The sequence below is a fragment of the Xanthobacter pollutisoli genome, from assembly GCF_040044995.1.
Lineage (GTDB): Bacteria > Pseudomonadota > Alphaproteobacteria > Rhizobiales > Xanthobacteraceae > Xanthobacter.
On record NZ_JBDZDP010000003.1, the window covers coordinates 25,706 to 51,011 of the forward strand.

General features: G+C 69.8%; 24 protein-coding genes. 7 read left to right on the forward strand and 17 right to left on the reverse strand.

The window, feature by feature from the left end:
• Positions 1 to 113: 113 nt before the first annotated feature.
• On the reverse strand, positions 114 to 2,666 hold the full coding sequence (locus tag ABLE93_RS08880; protein WP_348839403.1) for a response regulator: 2,553 nt from the start codon (positions 2,664 to 2,666) through the stop codon (positions 114 to 116).
• A gap of 294 nt (positions 2,667 to 2,960) precedes the next feature.
• On the opposite strand from ABLE93_RS08880, the gene ABLE93_RS08885 reads away from it, so the two are divergent.
• The gene (locus tag ABLE93_RS08885) at positions 2,961 to 4,511 is read left to right on the forward strand and encodes a flagellar biosynthetic protein FliO (protein ID WP_348839405.1); all 1,551 of its coding nucleotides are present in this window, start codon (positions 2,961 to 2,963) and stop codon (positions 4,509 to 4,511) included.
• A gap of 185 nt (positions 4,512 to 4,696) precedes the next feature.
• On the opposite strand, the gene dksA is transcribed toward ABLE93_RS08885, so the two are convergent.
• The gene (gene dksA, locus ABLE93_RS08890; RefSeq protein WP_348839407.1) at positions 4,697 to 5,113 is read right to left on the reverse strand and encodes an RNA polymerase-binding protein DksA; all 417 of its coding nucleotides are present in this window, start codon (positions 5,111 to 5,113) and stop codon (positions 4,697 to 4,699) included.
• Positions 5,114 to 5,417: 304 nt separating this feature from the next.
• On the opposite strand from dksA, the gene ABLE93_RS08895 reads away from it, so the two are divergent.
• Positions 5,418 to 6,263, forward strand: a complete 846-nt coding sequence (locus ABLE93_RS08895; protein WP_348839409.1) for an AAA family ATPase — start codon at positions 5,418 to 5,420, stop codon at positions 6,261 to 6,263.
• Between the two features lie 3 nt (positions 6,264 to 6,266).
• Positions 6,267 to 6,686 (forward strand): hypothetical protein, encoded by a 420-nt coding sequence (locus ABLE93_RS08900; RefSeq protein WP_348839411.1) that lies wholly within the window; start codon positions 6,267 to 6,269, stop codon positions 6,684 to 6,686.
• Positions 6,687 to 6,731: 45 nt separating this feature from the next.
• Here ABLE93_RS08900 and ABLE93_RS08905 read toward each other — a convergent pair whose 3' ends face one another.
• From ABLE93_RS08905 to coxB, 9 genes are all read right to left on the reverse strand, one after another.
• Positions 6,732 to 7,583: a MipA/OmpV family protein gene (locus ABLE93_RS08905; protein WP_348839413.1), complete on the reverse strand. Its 852-nt coding sequence runs from the start codon at positions 7,581 to 7,583 to the stop codon at positions 6,732 to 6,734.
• Between the two features lie 197 nt (positions 7,584 to 7,780).
• Positions 7,781 to 8,551: an SURF1 family protein gene (locus ABLE93_RS08910; RefSeq protein ID WP_348839414.1), complete on the reverse strand. Its 771-nt coding sequence runs from the start codon at positions 8,549 to 8,551 to the stop codon at positions 7,781 to 7,783.
• 23 nt (positions 8,552 to 8,574) lie between these two features.
• The gene (locus ABLE93_RS08915) at positions 8,575 to 8,955 is read right to left on the reverse strand and encodes a DUF983 domain-containing protein (RefSeq protein WP_348839789.1); all 381 of its coding nucleotides are present in this window, start codon (positions 8,953 to 8,955) and stop codon (positions 8,575 to 8,577) included.
• Positions 8,956 to 9,096: 141 nt separating this feature from the next.
• Entirely contained in the window at positions 9,097 to 9,930 is an 834-nt protein-coding gene (locus tag ABLE93_RS08920; RefSeq protein WP_348839416.1) for a cytochrome c oxidase subunit 3, read from the reverse strand.
• 127 nt (positions 9,931 to 10,057) lie between these two features.
• Entirely contained in the window at positions 10,058 to 10,687 is a 630-nt protein-coding gene (locus tag ABLE93_RS08925) for a cytochrome c oxidase assembly protein (protein WP_348839418.1), read from the reverse strand.
• Between the two features lie 53 nt (positions 10,688 to 10,740).
• Positions 10,741 to 10,926, reverse strand: a complete 186-nt coding sequence (locus ABLE93_RS08930; protein ID WP_348839420.1) for a cytochrome c oxidase system small membrane protein — start codon at positions 10,924 to 10,926, stop codon at positions 10,741 to 10,743.
• Positions 10,923 to 11,870, reverse strand: a complete 948-nt coding sequence (cyoE, locus tag ABLE93_RS08935) for a heme o synthase (protein WP_348839422.1) — start codon at positions 11,868 to 11,870, stop codon at positions 10,923 to 10,925. Before cyoE ends, ABLE93_RS08930 begins: the two co-directional genes overlap by 4 nt.
• A 190-nt stretch (positions 11,871 to 12,060) precedes the next feature.
• Positions 12,061 to 13,701 carry a cytochrome c oxidase subunit I gene (gene ctaD / locus ABLE93_RS08940; RefSeq protein ID WP_348839424.1) on the reverse strand — a complete coding sequence of 547 codons (1,641 nt, stop codon included), beginning with the start codon at positions 13,699 to 13,701 and terminating at the stop codon, positions 12,061 to 12,063.
• A gap of 121 nt (positions 13,702 to 13,822) precedes the next feature.
• Positions 13,823 to 14,668: a cytochrome c oxidase subunit II gene (gene coxB, locus ABLE93_RS08945; protein WP_510183000.1), complete on the reverse strand. Its 846-nt coding sequence runs from the start codon at positions 14,666 to 14,668 to the stop codon at positions 13,823 to 13,825.
• A 550-nt stretch (positions 14,669 to 15,218) separates the two neighbouring features.
• Between coxB and ABLE93_RS08950 the strand changes: the two genes are divergently transcribed.
• From ABLE93_RS08950 to ABLE93_RS08960, 3 genes are all read left to right on the forward strand, one after another.
• Positions 15,219 to 15,788 carry an invasion associated locus B family protein gene (locus ABLE93_RS08950; protein ID WP_348839426.1) on the forward strand — a complete coding sequence of 190 codons (570 nt, stop codon included), beginning with the start codon at positions 15,219 to 15,221 and terminating at the stop codon, positions 15,786 to 15,788.
• A 208-nt stretch (positions 15,789 to 15,996) separates the two neighbouring features.
• Positions 15,997 to 17,844, forward strand: a complete 1,848-nt coding sequence (locus ABLE93_RS08955) for a monovalent cation:proton antiporter-2 (CPA2) family protein (protein WP_348839428.1) — start codon at positions 15,997 to 15,999, stop codon at positions 17,842 to 17,844.
• A 176-nt stretch (positions 17,845 to 18,020) separates the two neighbouring features.
• Positions 18,021 to 19,055: a DUF937 domain-containing protein gene (locus tag ABLE93_RS08960; protein WP_348839430.1), complete on the forward strand. Its 1,035-nt coding sequence runs from the start codon at positions 18,021 to 18,023 to the stop codon at positions 19,053 to 19,055.
• A 122-nt stretch (positions 19,056 to 19,177) separates the two neighbouring features.
• Here the strand turns inward: ABLE93_RS08960 and ABLE93_RS08965 are convergent, their stop codons facing one another.
• Positions 19,178 to 19,504 (reverse strand): DUF1127 domain-containing protein, encoded by a 327-nt coding sequence (locus tag ABLE93_RS08965; protein ID WP_348839432.1) that lies wholly within the window; start codon positions 19,502 to 19,504, stop codon positions 19,178 to 19,180.
• 263 nt (positions 19,505 to 19,767) lie between these two features.
• On the opposite strand from ABLE93_RS08965, the gene ABLE93_RS08970 reads away from it, so the two are divergent.
• Positions 19,768 to 20,649, forward strand: coding sequence for a LysR substrate-binding domain-containing protein (locus ABLE93_RS08970; protein WP_348839433.1), 882 nt, complete (start codon positions 19,768 to 19,770; stop codon positions 20,647 to 20,649).
• Positions 20,650 to 20,684: 35 nt separating this feature from the next.
• Here the strand turns inward: ABLE93_RS08970 and ABLE93_RS08975 are convergent, their stop codons facing one another.
• From ABLE93_RS08975 to ABLE93_RS08995, 5 genes are all read right to left on the reverse strand, one after another.
• On the reverse strand, positions 20,685 to 21,398 hold the full coding sequence (locus tag ABLE93_RS08975) for a GntR family transcriptional regulator (protein ID WP_348839435.1): 714 nt from the start codon (positions 21,396 to 21,398) through the stop codon (positions 20,685 to 20,687).
• 82 nt (positions 21,399 to 21,480) lie between these two features.
• Positions 21,481 to 21,876: an oxalurate catabolism protein HpxZ gene (gene hpxZ, locus ABLE93_RS08980; protein ID WP_348839437.1), complete on the reverse strand. Its 396-nt coding sequence runs from the start codon at positions 21,874 to 21,876 to the stop codon at positions 21,481 to 21,483.
• Positions 21,877 to 21,887: 11 nt separating this feature from the next.
• Positions 21,888 to 23,321, reverse strand: coding sequence for an AtzE family amidohydrolase (locus ABLE93_RS08985; protein WP_348839439.1), 1,434 nt, complete (start codon positions 23,319 to 23,321; stop codon positions 21,888 to 21,890).
• 7 nt (positions 23,322 to 23,328) lie between these two features.
• Positions 23,329 to 23,538, reverse strand: coding sequence for an AtzG-like protein (locus ABLE93_RS08990; protein ID WP_348839441.1), 210 nt, complete (start codon positions 23,536 to 23,538; stop codon positions 23,329 to 23,331).
• A gap of 8 nt (positions 23,539 to 23,546) precedes the next feature.
• A complete protein-coding gene (locus ABLE93_RS08995) occupies positions 23,547 to 25,298 on the reverse strand; it encodes a dipeptide ABC transporter ATP-binding protein (RefSeq protein ID WP_348839443.1) in 1,752 nt (583 codons plus the stop codon).
• Positions 25,299 to 25,306: the final 8 nt, after the last annotated feature.

Consider the following 25,306-nt stretch of genomic DNA (forward strand, 5'->3'; position numbering starts at 1 on the left):
TCGCTTCCCGGCCGCAGGTCCCGTTGCGTCGGGCCCGGGCGAAGCTCATTCAGGGGCTCCGCCGGCCGCCTCGCCTTGACAATGCGCAATCGCGCGAAGCCCGTCCAGCCGGCTCACCCGCGCAGCGCCTCGCTGACCGCGGCCACCAGCTGCTTCAGCGAGAAGGGCTTCGGCAGGAAGGAGAAATGCTCGCTGGGGGGCAGGTTGCGGGCGAACGCCTCTTCGGCGTAGCCGGAGATGAAGATCACCTTCAACGCCGGATCGCGGGCCCGCAGCTCGCGCAGCAGCGAGGGACCGTCCATCTCCGGCATTACCACGTCGGAGATGACGAGATCGACCCGGTCACCCTGGTCCATCAGCTCCAGCGCCTCGATGCCGCTCGCCGCAGCGAGCACCTCGTAGCCGCGGTTGGCCAGGGCGCGGCTGGCGAAGGCGCGCACCGCGTCCTCGTCCTCCACCAGCAGCACGCGCCGCCCCTGCCCGGTGAGATCGGCTGCCTTGGGCTCCGGCTCCGCCGGGCGCGGCGGCTCCTCCGGCTCGGCGCCGGCCACGTGCCGCGGCAGGAAAACCCGGAAGGTGGTGCCCTGCCCCAGCTCGCTCTCCGCGAGGATGGCCCCGCCAGTCTGCTGGACGATGCCGTAGACGGTGGACAGTCCGAGCCCGGTGCCCTTGCCCACCTCCTTGGTGGAAAAGAAGGGCTCGAAGATCTTGTCCATGATCTCCGGCGGAATCCCCGTGCCGGTATCGGCCACCTCGATCATCACATAGTCGCCCTCGGGCAGGGCCTGCCCGTAGGCGGCGCAGCCGGAAGCCGGCACGTTGGCGGTCCGCAGCGTCAGGGTGCCCCCGTCCGGCATGGCATCGCGGGCGTTCACCGCCAGATTGACGATGACCTGCTCGAACTGGTTCACGTCCACCTTCACCGGCCACAAGTCGCGGCCATGGGCCACGTCGAGGGTGATGCGCTCGCCGATGAGGCGGCGCAGCAGCGCGGCCGCGTCCGAGATCACGTCGGTCAGCTCGATCACCTGCGGGCGCAGGGTCTGGCGCCGGGAGAAGGCGAGCAGCTGACGCACCAGACCAGCGGCACGGTTCGCGTTCTGCTTGATCTGCATGATGTCGGGGAAGGACGGATCGCTGGGACGGTGCTTGGCCAGCAGCAGGTCGCAATAGCCGATGATGGCGGTGAGCACGTTGTTGAAATCGTGCGCCACTCCGCCAGCGAGGTGGCCCACCGCCTGGAGCTTCTGCGACTGGGCGAACTGCACCTCCAGCGCCTTCTGCTCTGTCATGTCGATGGCGCACAGGGCGATGTCGCCCCCCGCCGGCGCGCCGAGCGTCGCGGCATAGAGGCGGACCGAACGGCTGCTGCCACCGGCCAGCGTCGCATCGCAGGGCGCCGGCGGTTCCGTCGCGCCGGCCGCGCTGGCCAGCAGCGCTTCCGCGCCGGCAGGATCGGCGACGAGCGTCGACAGGAGCTTGCCGGCGGCGTCGCGGCCGAACAGCCGCCCGAACGCCCCATTGGCGGCGCGCACTTTCCCGGCCGGGTCCACCAGGGCCATGGCCAACGGTGCGCGCAGGAAGAACAGATCGGCGTGTGCGTCCGCCGGCCCCTGCCGGTCGGCTGCTGCGGGGACGAGGTCCATCACCGCATCGAGGGGAAGAGCCACCGCGGGCGCCGCGCCCTCCCCCGGCGGAGCGAGGCGCAGAACCACGGGGAGCAGAGTGCCGTCCTTGCGGGTGAGATTGGCGACGAAGGTCGCCGCCCGGCCTGCCCGCAGCATCGTCACGAGGCCGGGCAGGTCCTCCGGCGCCACCACCTCGCGCATGTCCAGCCCGTCCGGCCCGAGGTCCGCGAGGGCGTAGCCGAGCATGCGGCAGAAGGTGAGGTTGGGATCGCGCACCCGCTCGCCGTCGAAGCGCATGAGGCCGGCCGGCACCTCTTCCCAGGCCGCCACGAGGTCGGGCGCCGCCGAGGGTTCGACAGCGGGCGGGTTTGCCGCAACCACCGGCGCCGGGGCGGCAATCACCACCGGGGCCGCCGGCGGGGCCGGAACGGGCGCGCCGGCGGGCGGGATCACCTCGGGCTCCACTTCGGCCACCACGCGCAGGGTCCATAGCACCCGTCGGGCCGAGCCGAGGGGGTGGACCGAGATCTCCACGCGCCGGCTGCCGGGTCCGGCGCCGATGAACATTGTGCCGAGATGCGCCGTGCCGGCGGCGATGGCGTTCAAAAGCTCGCCCACCGTCTCCTGGCTGCCGGGAACGCGGGCCAGGAACCGCTCGGGGAGCGGCGGCTCGCCCGTTCCGGAGCGGCACATGCGCAGGTAAGCGGCATTGGCTTCCACCACCCGCTCGCCGTCTTCCACCACGGCCATGGCATCGCCGGAGGCGGCAAGCGCCACCTCGCCCAGGGGGTCAGCAACGGCCGCCGGCCGGAACGTGCGGAAGACCGCCAGCACCAGTTCCACCGCGCCGACCACGCCAAAGGCGGCGACCACCGCCGAGAGCAGGCCGCCGCTGCGTTCGCCCAATATCACGACACCGGCGAAGCCGCCCGCGAGGGCGAAGGCCAGCAGCAGAAGCTGATTCGCCAGCGTGCCCGGCGTGCGCCTCTTCCGCTGCGAGAGCCCCCCCGCCCTATCCTTCTTCTGGCGCCCGTGCATGTTGCCTTTGCCTTGTCCCGCCGGCCCGCCGCCGGACTCATGCGCCAATCGCACGCATTCTGATGGCCAGATTCGCGGGTGACTTAAATCCTGCCACGATTATCAACAAAACCTTAGGCCCTGGGGTGCACCATGCCCCATCGTTCCGGCCCATGTGCGGGCGCAGCGGAGCGTGATAATTTTCGCGGCAAAGGTGGCTGATGCCGCCCGCGTTCTGTCAGACGGAAGCCGGTCCGGTGCCGTCAACGGGATTACCCCCCGCGGAACGACCGTAGCGTGGTAAGCGGAGGCATGATGCTACAGCAGTTGTTCGGTACCCAGCTTGCGCTCCCGATTCGAATGGCCATCGCCGCCATCGTGATCGCGGCGCTGCTGGGCTTGACGGTGCTGGTGATGCGCCGCGTCGCCGCGCGCGGCGGCGGTGGTGACCGGCGGGTGCGCAGCGGTCCGCGTCTCTCCGTGGTGGAGAGCGTCGTGGTCGACCAGCGCCGCCGGCTCGTGCTGGTCCGCCGCGACGAGGTCGAGCACCTCCTGCTGATCGGCGGGAGCAGCGATCTCGTGGTCGAGCATCTGCCCTCCGCCACCGAACCCGCCGAGACCCGGGCGCCCGCCATCCCGCCGACGCGTGAAGCGCCGACGCTCCAGCGACCCGTCCCCCGGCGCGGCCTGCCGCCCACGGCCCCCAGCGCTGCGGCGCTCGAAGCCGAGCCCGTGGCGGCGGGTCTTCCTGCGCCCGAGGCCACGCCTGAACCCGCAGCGCCGCCGCCGGCCCCGCCCGCAGCCCCGGCACCGCGCGACGATCGCCGCACCGTGCTCGCGCGCCGGCCCTTGCTGCGCGGCGACGGCACCCTCTCGGGCCGACCCGCCGGTCGCGAGGGCACGCCTGTCGAGGCGCCTCGACTCGCGACCCCTCCGGCCGCGGCGGCCGTCGAGCCCGAGCTCGCCCCCCCGGCCCGCATTGAATCGAAGGTTGAGCCCCGCAGCGACGCCGGCAAGACCGATGCATCGAAGATCGAGGCGCTCCGGGCCGAGCCGGCCGAAGCGCCGCAGCCCGAGACGGCGCGCCGTGCCGTCGACGAGAGCATCGAGGACGACGACGCCCTCACCCGGCTCGAAGACATGGCGCACCAGCTGGAAGCCGCCCTGGTGCAGCCGTCGCCCGCGGCCGCTGCGCCCCAGCTGAGTCTCTCCGACCTTCTGGGCGAAGGCCCGGCCAAGACCGATGCCCCCTCCGCACCGCCGCGGAGCGAGCCGGTCATCGAGAGCCCGCAGGTGCGGGCCAGCGATCGGCCACTATCGCGCTTCCTCACCCAGTCGCGCAGCCGCGCCGGCGAAGCCCGCGGCCCCGACCCACGCGGTGCGGAGGTTCGCCCGCCGGAGCCGCAGATTTCCGCTGAGCCGCGCCCGCGCTTCGAGCGGCAGGTCGGCGAACCAGCCCTTCGCCCGCCCGCGCCAGCCGGCGAGCCGTCGCTCCGCCCGCGGGAATTCGCCTTCCGGCCCGCGTCGGCCGAGCCGGCACGGCCCTTGCCGGCGCTGGAGCAGCCCCGCCGCGACCCCATCGCCCAGCGCGACATGACCCGTGAGGAGGCGCCGCGGGTGGAGATGAGCCCGCTGCTGCGGCCCGCCGCCCCGCCGGTGATGCCGCTTCCCGCGCCCGCCCCCGACGCCGCAACGCCCGACGCGCCCGCCATGACGGAAGCCCCGCCGCTGGTGGCCGAGCGGTCCGAGACGGCCGGCGATGCAGCACCGCGCGTGGATCCGCCGGCCGAGCGGCGCGATCCGCTGGATGATTTTGACGCCGAGATGGCCAATCTGCTCGGCCGCACCACCGCCCGCAGCCGCTGAGCGTCCGCGGCTTCCTGAACACAGAAGAGGCCGGCGGAGCTGAGCTCGGCCGGCCTCATTTTTTTGATTCTGCCACCATTCCCTTACGGCAAGGTAGCGTCGCGGCTCTGGCGCTTCCCACGACGGATTAGCCAGACGACTCCTTCCCGCAGCCCGGCATGAGGGCCAGGCTCCGAGGGACCGACTCAGTCGTCGCGATAGACGCGCTCGCGCCGCTCGTGCCGCTCCTGCGCTTCCACCGACAGGGTGGCGATGGGCCGGGCTTCCAGGCGCTTGAGGGAGATGGGCTCCCCCGTGTCCTCGCAATAGCCGTAGGTCCCATCCTCGATGCGCTGGAGCGCCGCCTCGATCTTGGCGATCAGCTTCCTCTGGCGGTCGCGGGCGCGCAGTTCGATGGAGCGGTCGGTCTCCGACGAGGCGCGATCGGCGAGGTCGGGGTGGTTCTGGTTCTCGTCCTGAAGGTGCTGCAGGGTCTCGCGGGCCTCCTTCAGGATGTCGTCCTTCCAGCGCAACAGCTTGACGCGAAAATACTCGCGCTGCCTGTCGTTCATGAAAGGCTCGTCCTCGCGGGGCCGATAGTCCTCGTCGATTTGGATCGACATCAGCAAGGTCCTCAATAAGCGTCGCTGAACCCAAGGTGCCGGCCCCGCGGTCGCCCGGCATCGCCTGACGCCGGCCTTGCGCGAAACCTGCTCCGTCAACGAACTGGAGCCTCTGCCCGGACGCACGGCGGCGGAGCCGACCGTTTCGGCCAGGAAGGACGCTCCATGGTCGCCGCGCTTATATCCACGCCGCAGGTTTCCGACAACCGGCATGTCCAATCGACCCGCGCCGGCACTTGACGCGGGCCGGCGGGGTGCCGACCCTGCTGCGGTGCGGCACGCGGCTGCCGGGAGAGGATGTCCAATGCGTTTCGAGGGTACGCAGAGTTATGTGGCCACCGACGACCTCAAGGTCGCCGTCAACGCGGCCCTCGTCCTCGAACGGCCCCTGCTCATCAAGGGCGAGCCGGGCACCGGCAAGACCGTGCTGGCGCAGGAGGTTGCGGCCGCGCTCGGGGCGCCCCTGATCGAATGGCACGTGAAGTCCACCACCAAGGCCCAGCAGGGCCTATATGAGTACGACGCCGTCGCCCGCCTGCGCGACAGCCAGCTCGGCGACCCCAGGGTCCACGACATCGCCAACTACATCCGCCGCGGCAAGCTCTGGACCGCCTTCACCAGCGCGGAGCGGCCGGTGCTGCTCATCGACGAGGTGGACAAGGCGGACATCGAATTCCCCAACGACCTGCTGCAGGAACTCGACCGCATGGAATTCCATGTCTACGAGACCGGCGAGCAGGTGAAGGCGCACCAGCGCCCCCTCGTCATCATCACGTCCAACAACGAAAAGGAGCTGCCGGATGCCTTCCTACGCCGCTGCTTCTTCCACTACATCCGCTTTCCCGATCCCGACACCATGCGGGCCATCGTCGACGTCCACTTCCCGGGCATCAAGCAGCGGCTCGTCGGCGAGGCCCTGCGCATCTTCTACGAGCTGCGCGAAGTCCCAGGCTTGAAGAAGAAGCCATCCACCTCGGAGCTGATCGACTGGCTGAAGCTGCTCCTCGCCGAGGACATCGATGTGGAGACCCTGCGCGAGAAGGAGGTGCGCAAGGCCATCCCGCCCCTCGCCGGTGCATTGCTGAAGAACGAGCAGGACGTGCACATGTTCGAGCGCCTCGCCTTCCTGGCCCGCCGCGAGCAGCGCTGAGCGATGGATCTGACCGACTTCGTCATCGCCCTTCTGGTGATCGGCGCGCCGCTCGCCCTGTTCCTGAGCCTGCGCCGCGGCAAGCCCTCGGCGCCGGCGGAGGACAGCGGGGCCACACCCGGCCCGGCTGCGCGGCAAGACGATTATGGCCTCGCGCGCGAGGATTCACCGCGGCCCGCGCCCGCGGCGGAGACCCCGGACACCAGTGCGGCGGCGCGCGGCGGGGGTGCGGCGGCGGCCGCAGGCGGCGCTTTCATCATCGCGGCGGGTGTCGCCCAGCATCACGCCAGCGAAGGCGGCGGGGAATCGCCCCATGTGGGCCACGGCGACGGCGGCCCGGATTCGGACGGTGACGGTGCCGGCGGAGATGGAGGGGGTGGAGGGGGTGGAGGCGACGGCGGCGGGGGTGGTGGGGGCGATTGAGCCGCCCCTCCCCGACTGATCAGGCGACGCGGTCGACGCCCGCGCTCACCACCAGGCCTTGCCGATGTTGAAGGTGTAGCTCAGCGAGAGGCCGGCCATGAACTGGTTCTCGTCGGCGGTCAGCGGTGAGGAGGCCGCATCGCCCAGCAGGCGACCGTAGGAGCCGAACACGCCCGCCTCGAAGCCGTTGCGGAAGTTGTAGGTGAGCTGCGCCGTGGCGCCCACCAGATCGAAGCCCGAACCGGCATTGTAGACCGGCAGCGGATTGCCCAGCGCGGTGGCGAGCGCCGCCTGCGCCGGCGTCACGCCGAAATAGGTCTGCATGAAGCCCGAGCCGCCGTAGGTGAGGCGCGGGCCGATGGCGAAGCGCCACTGGCCGTAAGGCAGGATCACGTCGGCAGCGAGCAGGCCGCGGACGCCCTCGAAGCCGCCCATGCCATAGCGCAGCTCGGCGCGGGTGCGGAACCAGTCGGTGATGTACCACTCGGCGAAGCCGCCCGCTTCCACCGCCATGTCCACATCGCCGAGGCCGGTGAGGCGGAACGAATCGTCGGCATCGCGCCCCCAGTCGAGGCGGCCCACCACGCCCAGGCGGAAGCTGCCGGTGTCGAACAAGGCGATGGACGGGTTGTCATCCACGCTCTGGAACTCGTCCAGCTGGCTGCCCTTGCGGACGGAGAAGATCAGGCTGGGGCGCACGGAATATTCGTCGGCGCCGGGATAGGTGGGCTCGACCTGACCGGACGCGCCGATGGTGAGGTACCAGTCCTCCTGCGCCGAGGGGGCGATCTTTGTGGGCGGCGGCGGCGAGAACATGTCCGCCGCCTGCGCACCGGACGCGCACAGGCCAAGCGCGATCGCAAACAGAACGGGACGCAGCGTCTGGGACGGAACCATCGAAAGACCTCAAGTCAACGCCGCGCCATCCTGGAGCCGAAGCGTTTGCAAATCCCGAATAATTCTGCGGACCCTAGCACCAAGGCGCAAGGATCCAGTGGGTGCGAGCCTACCTGCAATGTGAGGGTTAATCATCCGTCGTTCGGGAAGCTTGAACAGATCGAGCCGGGGCGTTGCAGAACGGCAACGCCCAAAGGTCAGGATCGTCGCTCAACCTCATTCGCCCGCCCCTTCCGGCGGCTCCACAGCACGGCGATCACGACGCCCACCAAAGCTGCGGCGAGGCCATACCAGGTTAGAGCGTATTCCAGATGCCGGTTGGGAAAGGCGAGCCGCGTGCCGCCGCCGGCCGGCAGCCCGCCGGGGGCCTCGCCCGCGTCCTGGTCGATGACAAACGGCGCGGCTCCGGCAACGCCGCGCGCGGCGGCGATGTCGGCGGGGTCCATCCGGTAGAAGATGGCCTGCGCCGGGTTGTTGGCCGGGACGAACCAGCTTGCCTCCTCGGGCAGGCGCAGCAGGCCCGTCACCTCCACCTCACCGGCCACCTGCCCTTCCGCCCGGCTCGCGGGATCGCGCCGGTCGGACGGGACGAAGCCGCGGTTGACGAGGATGGGCGGGCCATCGGCGCGGATGAGCGGTGTCACCACCAGGAAGCCCTGCCCCTTCAGCGGGCCGGCCGCGTCTTCGCCGCGCACGGTGTAGACCAGCGTCTCGCGGGCATGGTCGAAGTGGCCGCGGGCGCGGACCTTGCGATATTCGTCATGCTCGCGGGTGAGCGTGGGCCAGAAGGCGGGCGCCGGCACATCCTGCGGCGCGCCATGGACACGGGCTTCCACCCGGGCGAGGAGCGCCTCTTTCCACGCGAGCCGCTCCAGCTGCCATGTGCCGAGCCCGACAAGCACCCCAAAGGCGGCAATCGCCACGAGGACGAGGCGGACGGGGCTGCGACCCGCGGGGGACGCTGGCACCGCAGGGGGCGCGGACGGCGGGCTCACTGGCCGGGCGTGTCGAGCCGCCCCTCGGCGGCCTTGTTGCGATATTGGAGCGCCACCATCATCGCCTTCAGCGGCCGCAGCAGTCCGAGGGTCACGATCAGCACGGCGGGGATCCACAGCAGCGCGTGGACCCACAAGGGCGGTTCGAACGCCGCCTCGACCCAGAAGGCGAGTCCCACAACGACGAAGCCGGCGAGAAGGATGACGAACACCGCCGGTCCGTCGCCCGCATCGGCGAAGCCATAGTCGAGGCCGCATGCCGAGCAGGAGGGCGCGAGGTCGAGGAAGCCCTTGAACAGCGGTCCGCGGCCGCAGCGCGGGCAACGGCACGCGAGGCCGGCGGCGACGGGGGAAACAGGGGCGCGATAGGGCTCCATCGACACGGCACCTTTCTCAGAGGACCCGCCCGGACGCGGTCGCCGCGCTGAAAAAGCGGCCACCCGGGAAGCCAAAGGCCGGCGCTGGGGGGCGCCGGCCGGAGTTTCGAACCCGTTGCGGGGCGATGACCCGCCTGGGGATCAGTGGCCGCCGTGGCCGCCCGAAGCCCACACGTAGATGAAGGTGAACAGGAACAGCCACACCACGTCCACGAAATGCCAGTACCAGGCGGCGGCCTCGAAGCCGAAGTGCTTCTGGGGGGTGAAGTCGCCCAGATACGTCCGCAGCAGGCACACCGCGAGGAAGATGGTGCCGACGATGACGTGGAAGCCGTGGAAGCCGGTCGCCATGAAGAAGGTGGCGCCGTAGATGTTTCCGGAGAAGGCGAAGTGGGCGTGCAGGTACTCGTAGGCCTGGCACATGGAGAACAGCACGCCGAGGATCACCGTGCACCACAGGCCCCACTTCAGCCCCTGACGGTCGCCGTGCAGCAGGGCGTGATGGGCCCAGGTGACGGTGGTGCCCGAGGTGAGCAGAATCAGGGTGTTGAGCAGCGGCAGATGCCACGGGTCCAGGCTCTCGATGCCCTTCGGCGGCCAGACGCCGCCGGTGAACTCGAGGCGCTGGAAGTTGATGGCCTCGCCGGCGAAGAGCGAGGCGTCGAAGAAGGCCCAGAACCAGGCGACGAAGAACATCACCTCGGAGGCGATGAATAGGATCACGCCATAGCGCAGGCCGATGGCCACCACGCGGGTGTGGAAGCCGGCCCGGCTCTCGTGGATCACGTCCCGCCACCAGCCGAACATGGTGTAGAGCACGCCGAGGAAGCCGGCGATCATGATGAGCGAGGTGCCGCCATGCATCCACACCACCGCGCCGGAGGTGAGGATGAGCGCCGCGACGGAACCGATGATCGGCCACGGGCTCGGATCGACGACGTGGTAATCGTGCTTCTTGACGTGTGCGTCGGCCATCGCGACGGCCTCCCTTTCCCCGAACATGCGGCCCGACGGCGCTGGCCGGCGAGCCTGTCTTCCTTTGCGCGGCCGAACGGCCGCCCGATTTGGTGCCCCGGCTGGGGCGGTGATCATTCCCCGCGCGTCACAAGGGCTTGCGGGGTGCCTCGGTGCTCGGCGCCGCGGTTCCCTCCGCCCGCGCGCCCGCCCGCTCCGGCCCCTTGGCCGGGAAGAAGGTGTAGGACAGAGTGATGTCCTTCAGCGTCTTCAGGTCGGGATCGTCGGCGATGGCGGGATCGACGAAGAAGACCACGGGCATGTCCATGGTCTCGTTCGGTCCCAGCGCCTGCTCCTCGAAGCAGAAGCACTGCATCTTCACGAAATAGGCGCCGGCCTGCGGCGGCGACACGTTGTAGGTGGCGTTGCCCCGCGTCTCGCCCGCGCTGCGGCTCGTCGCGGTGTAATGGGCGAGGCTGGTGGCGCCGATCTTCACCGTCATCTCGCGCGCGACCGGCGCGAAGGCCCAGGGCAGGCCCGGCGCCACGTTGGCGTCGAAGCGGATGGTGATATCGCGGTCGATGGCGGTGGCCGGGGCGGTGCCCACGCGGGTCGCGCCGCCAAAGCCGGTCACGGCGCAGAACATGGCGTAGAGGGGCACCGAGGCATAGGTGACCCCGACCATGGCGGCGATGAAGGCGACGCACGCCAGCGCCACCACCGTGTGGCGGCGTGCGGTGGGCGCGGTCGGCGCCTGATGTTCGTTCGCCTCAGCCATATCTCTTCCCTGGCGTCCGGATGCCCCCCGGACCCCGACCCGCGATGCCGCCCCTACAGGGGGCGGTTCAGAACGTTTGGCCCCAGCTTGACGATGGTGACCACGTAGAACAGCAACGCCAGAAAGCCCAGCACGGAGGCGATGGCGATGTTCCGCGCCCGCCGCCGCCGAAGCTGCTCCGGCGTCAGGACCACGCCCTCCTCCACCGGAGGACGTGGCTTCTTCTCCCCGCCGCTCATCGCAGCAGTCCGCCGACCAGCGCCTCGCCGAGCAGGGTTGCAAACAGCGCGAAGAGATAGACGATGGAGAAGCCGAAGAGGCTCTTCGCCGCCTTGACCGCCGCCTCGCCGTCGCGGCGGCGGAACACGCGCAGCGCCAGCACAATCATCCAGCCTCCGGCCGAGAGCGCCACGGCGCCATAGGCGAGGCCGGCATAGCCCAGCACGGCGGGGCTCGCCGCCAGCGGCACGAGGAAGAGGGTGTAGAGCAGGATCTGCAGGCGGGTCTCGTCCGGACCCGCGGTGACCGGCAGCATGGGCACGCCGGCGCGGGCGTAGTCGTCGGCGCGATACAGCGCCAGCGCCCAGAAATGCGGCGGGGTCCAGAAGAAGATGATGGCGACGAGCAGCAGGGGCTCCAGCGACACCGAGCCGGACGCGGCGGCCCAGGCCACCAGCGGCGGGAAGGCACCGGCGGCGCCGCCGATGACGATGTTCTGCGGCGTCGAGCGCTTCAGCCACATGGTGTAGATCACCACGTAGAAGAAGATGGTGAAGGCGAGGAGTGCGCCGGAGAGCGCGTTCACGAGAAGGCCCAGCACCACCACCGAGAAGGCCGAGAGGGTGAGGCCGAAGGCGAGCGCCTCCTGGGCCGAGACGCGGCCCGAAGGGACCGGCCGGCCGCGGGTGCGCGACATGACGGCGTCGATGTCGGCGTCCCACCACATGTTGAGCGCGCCGGCAGCACCCGCGCCGACGGCGATGCATAGAAGCGCGGTGAAAGCAATCACCGGGTGGACGTCCCCCGGGGCCCGCAGCAGGCCGACGAGCGCGGTGAAGATGACGAGCGACATGACGCGCGGCTTCAACAGCTCGAAGAAGTCGCGCGGAGACGCCAGCCCCTCGCCGACCGCCGCAAGGGCGTAGGGCTCGGCTTCGCTCAGGGCGGCACGCTCGTCACTCATACCCACTGCTCCCTCACTCCCCCATTCTGCCATATGGAACCGGCGGGGCGGCGGTAGCCCCGCGGGCTGCCGCGTCGAACCAGACATGGCGGCCGTGCCGGAGGAAGCCCGCCCTGGGGGTCCGCCGGCCACCGGCCGCAAGGCCGGGGGTGTCGCCGCGGGCGGCGTCGCTCCCCGGCCAAGCCGTGCATCACTTGATGCGCGGCAGCACCTCGAACTGGTGGTAGGGCGGCGGGGAGGACAGGGTCCATTCCAGCGTGGTCGCGCCTTCGCCCCACGGATTGTCCGCCGCCTTCTCCTTGCGGATGAACGCCAGCGCCGTGCCGGTGAGGAAGATCAGCACCGCGACGCCCGAGATGTAGGAGCCGATGGAGGAGATGAAGTTCCAGTGGGCGAAGGCGTCGGGATAGTCCGCATAGCGGCGCGGCATGCCGGCGAGGCCGAGGAAGTGCTGCGGGAAGAACACCAGGTTCACGCCGATGAAGGTGACCCAGAAGTGCAGCTTGCCCCAGAACTCGGGGATCATGTAGCCGAACATCTTCGGGAACCAGTAGTACCAGCCGGCGAAGATGGCGAACACGGCGCCGAGCGACAGCACGTAGTGGAAGTGCGCCACCACGTAATAGGTGTCGTGCAGCGAGCGGTCGATGCCGGCATTGGAGAGCACCACGCCGGTGACGCCGCCCACGGTGAACAGGAAGATGAAGCCGATCGCCCACAGCATGGGCGCGCGGAACTGGATGGATCCACCCCACATGGTGGCGATCCAGGAGAAGATCTTCACGCCCGTCGGCACCGCGATGATCATGGTGGCGGCCACGAAGTAGGACTGCGTCGCCGACGACAGGCCCACCGTATACATGTGGTGCGCCCACACGACGAAGCCCACCACGCCGATGGCGACCATGGCGTAGGCCATGCCCAGATAGCCGAACACCGGCTTGCGGGAGAAGGTGGAGACGATGTGGGAGATCAGGCCGAAACCGGGCAGGATGAGGATGTACACCTCGGGATGCCCGAAGAACCAGAACAGGTGCTGGAACAGGATCGGGTCGCCGCCGCCGGCCGGGTCGAAGAAGGTGGTGCCGAAGTTGCGGTCGGTGAGCAGCATGGTGATGGCGCCCGCCAGCACCGGCAGCGACAGCAGCAGCAGGAAGCCGGTGATGAGCTGGGACCAGGCAAACAGCGGCATCTTGTGCAGCGTCATGCCCGGGGCGCGCATGTTGAAGATGGTGGTGATGAGGTTGATGGCGCCGAGCAGCGAGGAGGCGCCGGCGATGTGCAGCGAGAAGATCAGGAGGTCCATGGCCGGGCCGGGATGGCCGAGCTTGGACGAGAGTGGGGGATAGACCGTCCAGCCGCCGCCGAAGCCGTTGGTGCCCGGCGCGCCCTCAACGAACAGCGAGGCCAGCGCCAGGATGAAGGCCGGCGGCAGCAGCCAGAAGGCGATGTTGTTGATGCGCGGGAAGGCGGTGTCCGGCGCGCCGATCATCAGCGGGGCGAAGTAGTTGCCGTAGCCGCCGATGAGCGCGGGCATCACCATGAAGAAGATCATGATGAGGCCGTGGCCGGTGGTGAACACGTTGAAGGTCTGCGGATCCTTGAAGATCTGCAGGCCCGGCTCCTGCAGCTCCATGCGGATGCCGATGGAGAGGGCGCCGCCCACGATCCCCGCCACGATGGCGAAGATCAGGTACATCACGCCGATGTCCTTGTGATTGGTGGAGAAGACCCAGCGCCGCCATCCGGTGGGGATGTGGGAGTCGTGGGTATCGCCGTAGCCGTGCGCGTGCGCATCGTCGTGGCTGTGGGTGACTGCCTCGGTGGCCATTCCCGATTTCCTCGTGTTCCCGGCGCCGGCCCCGTCCCGCCGCGCCCGCTTCATCTGATGGACCGCCCGGCTGGCCGGACGGTGAAACCTTCACGCGGCCCGCCCGCGGCGGGCCGATGCCTCAGCGGGCGCCGGCCTCGGCGACCTTCCCGGCCGCATCGGCGGCAGAGGCGAACTTGGCCTTGGCCTGGGCGGTCCAGGCGTTGAAGTCGGCCTCGCTCACGGCGCGGATGGCGATGGGCATGAAGGCGTGGTCGCGCCCGCACAGCTCGGAGCACTGCCCATAATAGATGCCTTCGCGCGTCACCTTGAACCAGCTCTCGTTCAGGCGGCCCGGCATGGCGTCGATCTTCACGCCGAAGGAGGGCATGGCGAAGGAGTGGATCACGTCCGCCGCCGTCACCTGGATGCGGATGTTCTTGTTGATCGGGACCACCACCTCGTTGTCCACCGCCAGAAGGCGGGGCTGGCCGGGCTTCAGGTCCTTCTCGGCGACCATGTAGGAATCGAAGCCGAAGCCGCCGTTGTCCGGATACTCATAGGACCAGTACCACTGGTGGCCGGTCACCTTCACCGTGAGATCGGGCTTCGGAATGTTCAACTCGAGGTGCAGCAGGCGGAAGGAGGGGATGGCGATACCCACCAGGATCAGCACCGGCACCACGGTCCAGGCCACCTCGATCAGCGTGTTGTGGCTGGTCTTGGAGGGCACCGGATTGGAGCGCTCGTTGAAGCGCACAACCACCACCACCAGCAGCACCAGCACGAACAGCACGATGGCGGTGATGATGGTGAGCAGCAGGATATTGAAGTTGTGGATGTTCTCCATCACCGGCGTGGCGGCGTCCTGGAGATTGATCTGCCACGGGGCCGGCTGGCCCATCTGGGCGTGGGCCGCCGCGCTCGCAAACACCGCCGCGGCGCAGGCGCCGACGGCAAGGGCAGCGGTGCGAATGAGCGACATCATCTTCTACTCATCTCCCTGGCCCGACGGAAAGCTCCGCCGAATTTGGTCCTAGCCGCCGGGGCGCGGGCGCGCCACGCGGGGATTTTCGAGCCGGCCGCCCGCCCCATTCGGGGCATGCAAATGCGCTGATTTTGGGCAGCCTCTCTCCCTAGAATCCATCAAACACAATTGGGTTCGCCTTGCAATCGCCCAGGGTTCGTCGCCGATGCGACATTAAGTCGAAGCGTTTCAGATCAACGGCCGCCGCCTTCAAGGCCCCCTCGGCGGCCCCCTGCGCAGCCTTGCTTTGGGTCGGAAAGTGCCTGCCTGCGCGCCGGTGAGGCCGCGGCACGGAGGGACAATTTGGCGCGCGCGCCGCACCGTACTGAAGCACCGTCTTTAAGGCTGCCGCTGGGGTATCGAAGCGCCCCGCGATTCCCGCAGAGTCCCCAATCGGAACCCCCTGCCCCATTGTTGACAGGATGGCTTGGGCATTAAGGCATTGGTTCACAAAATCAGATAAGGCAGGATGGCCCGGCTGCCCCAAGCCGGGACCCTGCCGGAGCTTGCGATGGTCCTGTCGTCCCCTCTTCTCGCCCCCGTTCAGTCGGACCGCTCGCCCGGCGCCCGGTTCGGGGGGAGGACGAGCACGCTTCACCTCATTCTCGGCGCCGTTTTCCTGCTGCTTCTCGGGGCTGCCCCCGCGGCTGCGCAGGGTGTGGTGAAGTCGGTGCATGGTGAGTGGCAGATCCGCTGCGACACCCCGCCCGGCGCCCAGAGCGAGCAGTGCGTGCTGCTCCAGTCGGTGCAGGCGGAGGACCGGCCCAACGTGGGCCTTACCGTGATCGTGCTCAAGACGGCGGACCAGAAGAGCCGGCTCCTGCGCGTGCTGGCGCCCCTCGGCGTGCTGCTGCCGGCAGGCCTCGGGCTGAAGATCGACGAGCAGGACGTGGGCCGCGCCGGCTTCGTGCGCTGCCTGCCCAACGGGTGCGTCGCCGAAGTGGTGATGGACGACGCCCTCATCGCCCGCCTCAAGGGCGGCAAGCTCGCCACCTTCATCATTTTCCAGACCCCCGAGGAAGGCATCGGCGTGCCGCTGAGCCTCAACGGCTTCGGCCCGGGGTTCGACGCGCTGCGCTGAGGGTGGAAAAGCGGGCTTAAGGCAGCCCGCGCGCCATCAAACGTCGCGGCCACGCCGCAGCTTCGGCACGCTTTGGTCATGCTCGCCGCCCATAAGCGGCCGGCGCTGCGTCGCGGGGGCGAGGACGCGGGCGCCGAAATTGCATCCTTAATCTGCATAGCGCCGGCCGGTATGGCCGGGCCGCGGCCACCTGGGGGAGATGAGGCGCATGCCGGTCGATGAACACGCCTTGTTCGGGGCCGCGCTGGCCTTCATGTGCGCCGCCGTCATCGCCGTCATCGTCGCCAAGCGCATCGGCTTCTCCCCCATCGTCGGCTATCTGCTGGTGGGCGTCGCCATCGGCCCGGTGGGCTTCAACGTGGCCGACCCGTCGGTGGTCCACACCGTGGCGGAGCTCGGCGTGGTCATGCTGCTGTTCATCGTCGGGCTCGAGCTCAAGCCGTCCAACCTGCTCTCCATGGGGCACTACATCTTTGGCCTCGGAACCACGCAGCTCGCGCTGACGGCGCTCGCCTTCGCGTTGCTCGCCTATTTCGGCCTCGGCTTCGGGGTGGCGGCGGCAGCGGTCAGCGGCCTTGCCCTCTCGGTCTCGGGCACCGCCATCGCGCTCCAGCTTCTGGGCGAGCGCGGTGACCTGGGCAGCCCCTACGGCCAGCGCACCTTCTCGATCCTGCTGTTCCAGGACATCGCGGTGGTGCCGCTCCTCGCCCTCGTCCCGCTGCTGGCCCCCGGCAGCGAGACGGACGTCGCCCGCGACCCGGCCAGGACCTTGATGGAGGCGGGTTTCGCCGTCGCCGGCATCGCCGTCATCGTGGTGTCGGGGCGCTATCTGCTCAATCCCCTCTTCCGCGTGCTCGCCCGCTCGGGCGCCCGCGAGGCCATGACGGCGGCGGCGCTGATGGTGGTGCTCGGCGCCGCGGGCCTCATGGAAGCGACCGGCATGTCGGCCGCCCTCGGGGCGTTCCTTGCCGGCCTGCTGCTGTCGGAGAGCACCTTCCGCCACGAGCTCGAAGCCAATGTGGACGCCTTCCGCGGCCTGCTGCTCGCAGTCTTCTTCATGAGCATCGGCATGTCGCTGAACATCGACGTGGTCATCCACCACATCCCGCGCCTCGTGGTGGGCGCGCTGGCGGTGGCGATCATCAAGTCGGTGGTGGTCTATCTCGTGTTCCGCGCCGACAACATCGCGCCCGGCGATTCGCTGCGCGCCTCGGTGGCGCTGATGGCGGCGGGCGAGTTCGCCTTCGTGCTGTTCCCCCTCGGCCTCGACAACGGCATCCTGCGCCGCGAGCAAGCCGACCTGCTGATCGCGCTGGCAGCCCTCACCATGGTGCTGGGGCCGCTGCTGTTCGCCGCCGTCGCCCGCTTCCTGCCGCGCTTCACCCACCCGGCCGAGGAGCCGCCCGCCGACGACTTCACCGATGCCGACGGCTCGGTGCTGGTGATCGGCTTCGGCCGCTTCGGGCAGATCGTGTCCCAGTGCCTGCTGGCGCAGGACGTGAGCGTGACGATCATCGACAAGGACGTGGAGATGATCCAGAGCGCCGGCCGGTTCGGCGTGCACATCTATTACGGCGACGGCACCCGCCTCGACGTGTTGCGGGCGGCCGGCGCGGAGACGGTGGAGGTGATCTGCGTCTGCGTCGACAACAAGGAGGACGCCAACCGCATCGTCGAGATCGTGCGCAGCGCCATCCCCGACGTGCGGCTGTTCGTGCGCAGCTTCGACCGCGTCCATTCCATGGAGCTGATGCGCCTCGGCGTCGACTTCCAGCTGCGCGAGACCCTTGAATCCGCCCTCACCTTCGGCGCGCGGACGCTGGAGGCCCTCGGCGTCAGCGAAAGCACCGCCCTCGCCCGCGTCGCCGACGTGCGCGAGCGCGACCGCGCCCGGCTGGAACGGCAGCTGCAGGACGGTCTCTATGCCGGCGCCGAGAATGCGTTCGGCACCCGCAAGGTGGAGCCCGAGCCGCTGACCGAGCCCGACCGCCCGGCCCGACCGCTCAACCCGGAAGCCCGGGACATCCTGACCCACGAGACCGAATTCTCCGGCTGACGCAGCGGTCGGCGGGATTCATCCTGTCCGTTCAAATCCCCTGTCGCGCGCGAAGCAATTCGTGATTTCGGCAGGACGATGGCGTAAGGTCCCTGCCACGTTTCGCGGAACGGTGGCAGGGTCGCGCGGCCGGCCGATCGCCCTTCCGTCACCCTGGGTGCGACGGAGTCCGGCGTATGGATCAGTTCGTAGAGATGCTGCGCGCGGCCCAGGGTGGGCAGGCAATGGAGAACATCGGCCGCATGTACGGCCTCTCCGCCCAGCAGGCCCAGCAGGTGGCGGAGGCGGTGATGCCCGCCTTCTCCGAGGCGTTCCGGCAGGCGACCCAGTCGCCCGAGGCCCTCGCTTCGCTGATGGCGCTGATGTCCAGCGGCCCCTACGGCGGCTTCTATTCCCAGCCGGCGGCCCCCGCCGAGCTGTCGCGGGCCGGCACCGAGGCGCTCGACACCGTCTTCGGCTCGTCCGAGGTGAGTCGCGCCGTGGCGGCCCAGGTGGCCGCCTCCACCGGCCTCGGCATCGCCATCGTCAAGCAGATGATGCCCAGCTTCGCCACGCTCGTTGTGGGTGGGCTCGCCAAGTCGCTCGCCGCCTCCGGCGCCCTGCAGCAGATGCTTGCCGCCATGCTGAGCCGCATGCCCGGCCAGACCGAGCAGCGCATCGCGCCGGTCTCCTCCGGCAATCCGTGGATCGATGCCTTCCTCGCCTTCACCAGCACGGCGGTGGAGCAGAGCCCACGGCCCCAGGCCACCGGCAATCCGTGGGCCGACGCCTATGCCCAGATGATGTTCCAGCGCGCCGCGCCGGCGCCGGCGCCGCAGCGGTCCCCGGCCAATGCCTGGCAGGACGTGGTCAACGCCATGACCAAGACCATGACCCAGGCCGGCGTGCCGCCCACCCGCGAGAAGCCGCCGGAGCCGCCGCCCCCGCCCCTGCTGCCGTTCCAGCACTTCTTTGCCCAGATGTTCGCCCAGGGCTTCCCACCGGCCTTCCCGCCCGCCTTTCCAGGCGCGGAGGGCGCGCGCCCGGCCTATTCCATGCCCGAATACTGGCTGGACATCATGCGTTCGGCCGCCGCCTCGGTGGCGAGCGCCACACAGAGCGTGCAGGAGGCCGAGACGCTGCCGCCGGACCGCCCGCGCCTCGTCAAGCCGGACGACGGGCAGAAGGGCGGCGCGGCTGCCAAGCCCGCCAAGGGGCGCGACGGCAAATAGTCGGAGGCGCCCAGCGCCTGCCCAAACCCCAATACAGAAAAAGAAAAGACCCGCGCCGGTTGCGGTCGGCGCGGGTCGAGGCACGGCGGAATCGAGGGGCGTTTCCGCCGGATGGCTGGAACTCAGTTCTGAGCGAAGGCGCGGGCCGCGCGCCGCGCGGCGGCCCGCCGCTCGTTGGCGCGCAGCACCAAAACCTGGGTCGGATCGGTCAGGATCGGGCTCGCCGCCGCGTCGCGCAGGTCGGCGCGGGTGACGCCGATGTCGCGCAGCATGTGGTCGTCCAGATGGGCGAGACTGGCGAGCACCTGTCGGCGCTCGATGGCGTGGCCGATGGCATCCACCACGCGCGCGCCCTTGCCGACGAGGCCGAGCGCGGCCAGGCAGAAGGCCGCCACCATCTCGCCAGCGGGGGCGAACGGGGTCCTGCGGGTTTCACCATGGAACGTCATCTTCATCTCCATTGCCGGGATGATCGGCGCCGACCCTCCTTTCCGGGCCGCGGTGGTGCCATGGTCTCGGCGGGCGGGGGGCGGCCTGTTCAGCCTTCCCGCGACACGCGCCGGACACCACCCGATTTCGCGCTGCATCCTTGCGGCGCCCTCTTTCTGACCGACCGGCATAAATCACGCTAGCGAATGTTTTTCATCTCTCGTATCGTTTTGCGTGATGAATGGGCCGTCCCCGGTGGGGCCGCGCCATCGGGAGCCCCGCCATGACGGCCATGCTAGACCCTGACCAGCTGCGTACTTTCGTGGCCATCGCCGAGACCGGCAGCTTCACCAAAGCGGCGGAGGTCGTCCACAAGACCCAGTCGGCGGTCTCCATGCAGATGAAGCGACTCGAAGAGCGCGTCGGGCGCACGGTATTCGTGCGCGACGGCCGCGCCTCCCGCCTGACCGAGGACGGCGAACGCCTGCTGGACTATGCCCGCCGCATCGTGAAGCTGAATGTGGAGGCGGTCCTCAGTTTCGCCGACGCGGCCCTGTCAGGGCGGGTCTGCCTCGGCGTGCCGGACGATTATGCCGACCGCTATCTGCCCGACATCATGGCCCGCTTCTCCCGCACCCACCCCTCGGTGGAGCTGACGGTGATCTGCGAGCCCTCCAGCGAACTGGTGCAGTACATCGCGGCCGGCACCATCGACCTCGCCATCATCACCGCGACCGAGATCACCGCCCGCAACGCCCACGTCATCCGGCGCGAGCGGCTGCTGTGGGTGGGGTCGGCGCGCCACGCGGTCCATCTGGAGACGCCGGTGCCGCTGGCCCTCGGGCGCCCCACCTGCCAGTGGCGCGACATTGCGGTCTCCCGCCTCGCCGGCGCCGGCCGTCACCACCGCATCCTCTATTCCAGCCCCAACAACGGCGCGGTGGCGGCCGCCGTGCTGTCGGGCCTCGCGGTCTCGGTGCTGCCGGAATCGGCGCTGAGGCCGGGCATGCGGGTGCTCGGGTCCGGCGACGGCTATCCGCCGCTGCCGCCCTGCGACATCGGCCTCCTGCGCAACCGCCACGAGCCTTCGCTGCTGGCCGACGCGCTGGCCCAGCACATCATCCAGGGCCTCGACAACCTCACGGATGCGGAAGCGGCGCAGTAGGGCGGCGGGCGAAAGCGGCGACCCCCGGCGGCTGCTCACAGCGTCTCGGCGTAGCGCTCGTAGGCGTCCTCGACGGTGAGGATGTGGGCGCGCATGGCGGCGGCGGCTTCGGCCTTGTCGCCACGCATGACGGCAGTGACCACCCGGTCGTGCTCCTCATAGGAGCGGGCGAGGCGGCCGAGGGTGCGGAACTGGGCGCGGCGGAACGGCTGCAGGCGCGCCCGCGTCGCCAGCGTCAGCTCGGTCAGGTAATCGTTGTGGCTGCCGGCGTAGAGCGTGGTGTGGAAGCGCTCGTTGAGCACGGTGTAGCCGCCCTCGTCGCCGCGACGGGTCAGGTCGGCCAGCTCCGCATGGACGGAAGAGAGGCCGGAACGCTCGGCGGCGGTCATGTTCACCGCGCTGAGCCCGGCGCACAGGGCCTCAAGCTCCGCCATCACATCGAACATGCCGCGCAGCCGGTCGAGGGAGGGCTGGGCCACCAGCGCGCTGCGGTGCGGCCGCGCCTCCACCAGCCCCGAGCCGGCAAGGTCGCGCAGCGCCTCGCGCACCGGCGTGCGGGAGACGCCATAGCGCTTGGCGATGTCCACCTCCTCCAGCGCCGTACCCGGCGCGAGGCGGCCGCGGACGATGTCGTCAGCGATCTGAAGGCGCAATTCCTCGGTGCGCGTCACCGGCCTCCCGGCCGTGCGGCGCTTGCGGGCGCGGGCGGCCGGGGCGGGTCGGGTCGGGGACGGCGTGAACAGGCTCATGATCTCAAAATCTAGCGGGATTCTCGCGCACGGCGAAATGGGTTGAAGGTATTACGGCATGGCACCGCGGCGGCAACGCGGCTCATATGCCTGCCGGCGCATCCTCGATGACGGAGACCTGGGCTGCCACCACGCGCCAGCCTTCGGGAAGGCGCACCCAGGTCTGCTGCTGGCGGCCCACCTTGCCGGGCGCGTTGTCCCGGTAGAACAGGGTGGAGGCGACCGCGAAGTCCTGTCCGTAGGTGGTGATGACGGTCTGCGCCAGCGTCCGCGCGAGACCCACCGGCGAGCGCGCGCGGCGGAAGGCGCGGATGGCGTCCATGCCGTAGAGGTTCTCGCCGCCGCCGAACCTGATGGTGCGGGGATCGTCGTTGAACAGCGCCTCCAGCGTCGCCACGTCGTTGTTCACGAGCGCCGCCTCGTAGCGCGCGAACGCTTCTTCCACCTCGGCCTTCACCTGCGGATTGTCGATCTCCACCAATTCCTCCCTCACAGAACCGCCACAGGAGCGGAAGCGACGCCGCGGCGCTCCAGTTCCGCCGCGACGCGCAGCGCAAGATCCTCCCGCCACGGCGGGGCGATCACCTGTACCGCGATGGGCAGCTCCGGGGCATCACCCACATCGACGCGCACCGGCACCGCAGCTACCGGCAGGCCGATGAAGGAGATGGGCTGCGTGAACAGGCCAAGATTCGGCCGCACCAGCATCTCCTCGCCGTCCAGCACGAAGCTCCTCTGGCCGAGCTTCGGCGCCCGGCAGGGGGTCGCGGGGGCGAGGAGCACGTCGTGCTGTTCGAACAGCTTCGCCATCTCCGCCTGGAAATGCCGACGGAAGCGCTGGGCGGCATCCACCCAGGAGGCGGGAATGGCCAGCCCGGCGAGCAGCCGGTCGCGCACCGCTGGGTCGAAATCCTCCGGCCGGTCGGCGAGACGGCGGGCATGCAGGCTCGCCCCCTCCGCAGCCGTGATGATGTAGGCGGAGGCGCGGGCCCGCGCCGCGTCCGGCACGTCCACGGTCACGTCCGTCGCGAGAGCCGCCGCCACCTTGTCCACCGCCGCGAACGCCTCCGGCATCGCCTTGGCCCGGAACCAGCCGCCGGCCACCGCGATCCTGAGGCCGGCGATGCCGTCGCCGATCAGGCCGGCCACCGGCTCGAACGGACGCGGCGTCTGGCCACCGTCGCGGTCGTCCGCGCCCTGCATGGCGTCGTAGGACAGCGCGAGGTCGGCCACCGATCGGGCGAGCGGCCCGAGATGGTCGAGCGCCGTCACGAAAGGAAAGCTGCCGCCCCGCCCGAGCCGGCCATAGGTGGGCTTCAGCCCGAAGGTGCCGCACAAGGAGGACGGCACGCGAATGGAGCCGTTGGTGTCCGATCCCAGCGCGATGGGCACCAGCCCCGCCGCAACCGCCGCGCCCGAGCCACCGGACGAGCCACCAGACATGCGGGTGAGGTCGTGCGGGTTGCACGAGGCGCCGTCGTGGAGATTCTCGCCGGTGAAGTCATAGGCGTACTCGCCCATATTGAGGCCGCCCACCAGGATCGCGCCGGCGGCCTCCAGCTTCTCCACCAGCATGGCGTCGCGCGCGGAAGGCAGCAGGGCGCGGTTGATCTTCGATCCGGCGCGGGTGGCAAGGCCCGCGATGTCGAACAGGTTCTTCACCGCGAAGGGCACGCCGGCGAGCGGCCCCAGCGCACTGCCGGCGGCGCGGGCGGCGTCGATCGCATCGGCGCGGGCGCGGGCGCGCTCTGCGGTCACGTCGGTGAAGGCGTTCACCGCGCCGTCCACGGCGGCGATGCGGGCCAGCGTCGCCTCGGTCACGGCGCGGGCGGTGACGGAGCCGGCCGTCACGGCGGCCGCGATCTCGGCCGCGGTGGCGGTGGCAAGGCGGGTCGCGTCAGGAACGGGATGGGGCGCGTTCATGCGGGCCTCACGGGTGGAAGACGGGGGCCGGATCCTCGGCATCGCCGAGGTCGAGGCTGCGCACCAGCGTCGCCGCATCGGCGATGCTGCGCAGGTAGGACAGCGCCTCCGCCCGCCATTCCGGGCGTGCGGTGACGGCGTGGGCGGCGAGCGCGCCGTCGAGGAGTTGCGCCAGCGCGGCATCCTCGATCTTGGGCAAGGGGGTTTCACGGGCCATGGGGCGCCTCAGACGGGGGGATGGGGAATGGCGGCGATGAGCTCTCGGGTATAGGCGTCCTTCGGCGCTTCCAGAACGCTCTGCGAGGTGCCCTCCTCCACGATCCGGCCTTGCCGCATGACGATCACCCGGTCGCACAGCAGGCCCACCACATGCAGGTCGTGGGAGACGAAGAGGTAGCTCATGCCGAGCCGCTGCTTCAGCTCCTCCAGCAGGTTCAGCACCACCGCCTGCACCGACACGTCGAGCGCCGCCGTGGGCTCGTCGAGGATGACCAGATCCGGATCGAGGGCGATGGCACGGGCGATGCCGATGCGCGCCTTCTGGCCGCCGGAAAGCTGGTGCGGGAAGCGCTCCAGCAGGTTCTGCGGCAGGCCCACCATGTCGGCGAGCTCGGCCACGCGGGCATCGAGCTTCGCCCCGCCCGACATGCCGCCCATGCGCAGCAGGGGATCGGCGATGGCGCGGGCCGCGGTGTAGCGTGGGTTGAGGCTCTCGGTGGGATCCTGGAACACCATCTGGATGCGCTTGCGCATGGGATGGTGGGCAAAATCCTTGGCCGGAATGGCGCCGATGTCCTCGCCGGCGAAGGTGATCCTGCCGTCCGTGGGGTCGATGAGGCGCATCACCATGGTTGATGTGGTGGATTTGCCGCATCCGCTCTCGCCCACGAGGCCGACGCTCTCGCCCCGCTTCACCTCGAAGGAGATGCCGTCCACCGCGCGGAAGATGGTCTCCTCGGGGGTCAGCGTCTTGCCCTTGAGACGGGCGAGGAAGGCGGACGGCGCGCCTTGGCGGGGATATTCGCGCACGAGGCTCTCCACCTTCAGCAGCGGTTCCCCGCTTGCCGCTGCCGGCGACGTCGCCGGCGCGGCAGCGGGTGGCGCCTCGCCCTCCGGCAGGAGATCCTTGAGCGTGATGCCCGGGCGCGGCGTCGCGCGCATCAGCTTGCGGGTATAGGGGTGCTGGGGATCGCGGAAGATGCGCTCGGCCGGCGCCGTCTCCACCACCTTGCCCTTCTCCATCACCATCACCGTGTCGCAATAGGCGGCGGCGAGGCCGAGGTCGTGGGTGATGAGGATGGTGGACATGCCACGCTCGCGGGTGAGCTCGGTGACGAGGTCCATCACAGCCTTCTGCGTCGTCACGTCGAGGCCGGTGGTGGGCTCGTCGGCGATCATCAGCTGCGGCCGGCAGGCGAGCGCCAGGGCGATGACGATGCGCTGGCACATGCCGCCCGAAAGCTCGAACGGATAGGCATGGTAGCGATCCTCCGGCCGGGCGATGCGCACCTGCTTGAGGATGTCGATGACCTTCTCCTTCACGTTCCGCCGGTCGGCCTGCACGTGCTGGAGCAGCACGTCGCCGATCTGGTCGCCCACCGTGCGGATGGGGTTCAGCGCCGCCCGCGGGTTCTGGAAGATCATGGACATCTCGCGACCGCGCAGGTCGCGCATGGCGCTCTCGGGGGCATGGGCGATGTCGAGGCCGGAGAAGGTGATGGACCCCTCCGCGATGCGCCCCGCGCGGTCGAGGATGCGCATGACGGTGTAGGAGGTCACCGACTTGCCCGAGCCGCTTTCGCCGACGATGCCCAGCGTCTCGCCCTTGGCGAGGGTCAGATCCACCTTGCTCACTGCGGTGACGATGCCGCGGCGGGTGGCGAACTCCACCGTGAGGTCGCGCACCTCCAGCAGGGGACCCGTCGGGGTCTCGGAGGACTTGGCGGCGTGTTCCTTCACGTCCACAACTCCATGCATGGCGGCCT